The 1,796-nt window shown below is 63.3% G+C and carries 2 protein-coding genes; one reads left to right on the plus strand and one right to left on the minus strand.

Translation table 11 applies throughout. The features are described 5' to 3' along the window. Positions 1-206: 206 nt before the first annotated feature. Positions 207-407: a hypothetical protein gene (locus tag EN964_RS33450; RefSeq protein WP_127269171.1), complete on the minus strand. Its 201-nt coding sequence runs from the start codon at positions 405-407 to the stop codon at positions 207-209. A gap of 170 nt (positions 408-577) precedes the next feature. Here EN964_RS33450 and EN964_RS33455 point away from each other — a divergent pair. Continuing rightward, on the plus strand, positions 578-1,796 hold a 1,219-nt coding region (locus tag EN964_RS33455), incomplete at its 3' end, for an HWE histidine kinase domain-containing protein (protein ID WP_164776304.1).

Consider the following 1,796-nt stretch of genomic DNA (forward strand, 5'->3'; position numbering starts at 1 on the left):
GTCGAAATCCACCAGACGAACAGAACGGTGCTGAAAATCCATTCGAGCAGCCGCAAGTTTCGCGCTGTGATGGACGGCGAATTGGTCAGGCTTGACCGTGAAACGGTAATCGAAATCCAGCCTGGCGCGCTGAATGTACTGGTGCCGGCGAGCGCGGCCCAATCGAGAGCCGCCTGATGCGATGCGTTGCAACGAACAAACCGGCTTTAGCCAGCAGGAGCCTGCTCGGTGGTGCTGGGCGTGGGGACATGCTGTTCATCGCTGGTTGGCGCCTTGATCAACACACCATAAATCTCGGCAATGCCCCACGCAGCAAACACCAGAAGCAATGCGGCGATCAGGATTCGAAATCCATGCCAGCCCCATCGCCCCTGCCGCGCCTTGTTTTCTGGAATGATCTTGGCCATGCTCGATCCCTGTCTCATTCTGCACCAGCTGGCGCGCTCGGCAAATCATGGTCGGGTAACGGTTCCTCGCTAGGATGGTTCCGGAAAAGCGCGCTGGCCTTGCACCAGCGCAAGCAGGCGACGGCGAAGACCGGGACGAGGCAAGTGGGGTGACTGGCAAGACGCAAACAGTGCCCGAGCTGCCGGCCGAAGTTGCGCGCGCAGTCAAGGATGTTGACCGGCTCGCCGTGCTGCACGGGTTGGAGGTGCTGGATACAGCGGCCGATCCCGATTTCGACCGCGTCAGCAGCCTTGCCGCGGCGGTGATGCAGGTGCCGATGGCCCTGGTCACGCTCGTCGACCTCGAACGGCAGTGGTTCAAATCCTGCTTCGGCCTGGACGAGGCCGAAACCGCGACCGACGTCTCCTTCTGCGCCCATGCGATTGCCGCCGGCGACGAACCGATGGTGGTGGTGGATGCAACGACGGATCCCCGTTTCAAGACCAACCCGCTGGTCACCGGAAAGCACCATGTCCGCTTCTATGCCGGCGCGCCGATGGTTGTGGCAGGTGCCCGCATCGGCACGCTGTGCGTGCTCGACCGCTCGCCGCATGGTTTTCCATCCCACGCTGAGCTCGACCAGTTGAAGTCGCTCGCCGGCCTCGCCGCCAGCCTGTTCACCCTCAAGGACACAACCCGCAGCGGCGCGATCGCCGAGGCCGCACTGGTTCGCGAGGAAAAACGACGCGCCATCGCACTCGATGCGGCGTCGCTCGCTAGTTGGGCATGGGATATCCGCACCGATATCATCGAATGCGACACATTGATGTCGGAGCTGTTCAGCCTGCCGCGATCCAACCGGCTGCGCGCACGCGACATCCTCACCGCCATCGATCCGCGTGACGTCTACCAGACCGAAACCCGCTTTCGCGACGCCCTGACCGGCAGCGACGACTATTTCGGCGAATACCGGGTGAAGGGCTTTCATCCGCCGCGCTGGCTCGCCACGCGCGGCCGTGTCATCGAGCGTGACGGCGACGGCAAGCCGACCTTGATCTTCGGCGTCAACTACGACATCTCCGAGCGTAAGCTCGGCGACGAACGCCAACGGCTGCTGCTGCGTGAGCTCAACCATCGCGTCAAGAACACTTTGGCGACCGTCCAGGCGCTGGCAACGCAGACCGTGCGCCATGCCCGCCAGCCAAGCGAGTTCCTCGAGGCGTTCGGCGCCAGGCTTCAGGCCTTGGGCATCGCCCACAATCTGTTGTCGGACCGCGAGTGGCGCGGCATTGGCATCAGTGAACTCGTTCAGATCGAGGTCAAACCTTTCGAAACGGCCGAGCAGCCGCGCATGACGATCTCCGGCGACGACCTGCTGCTGTCGCCCGACCAGGCCGTCGGGCTTGGCC

This window comes from Mesorhizobium sp. M7A.F.Ca.CA.001.10.2.1 (genome assembly GCF_003998575.1).
In the GTDB taxonomy this organism is placed as follows: Bacteria; Pseudomonadota; Alphaproteobacteria; order Rhizobiales; family Rhizobiaceae; genus Mesorhizobium.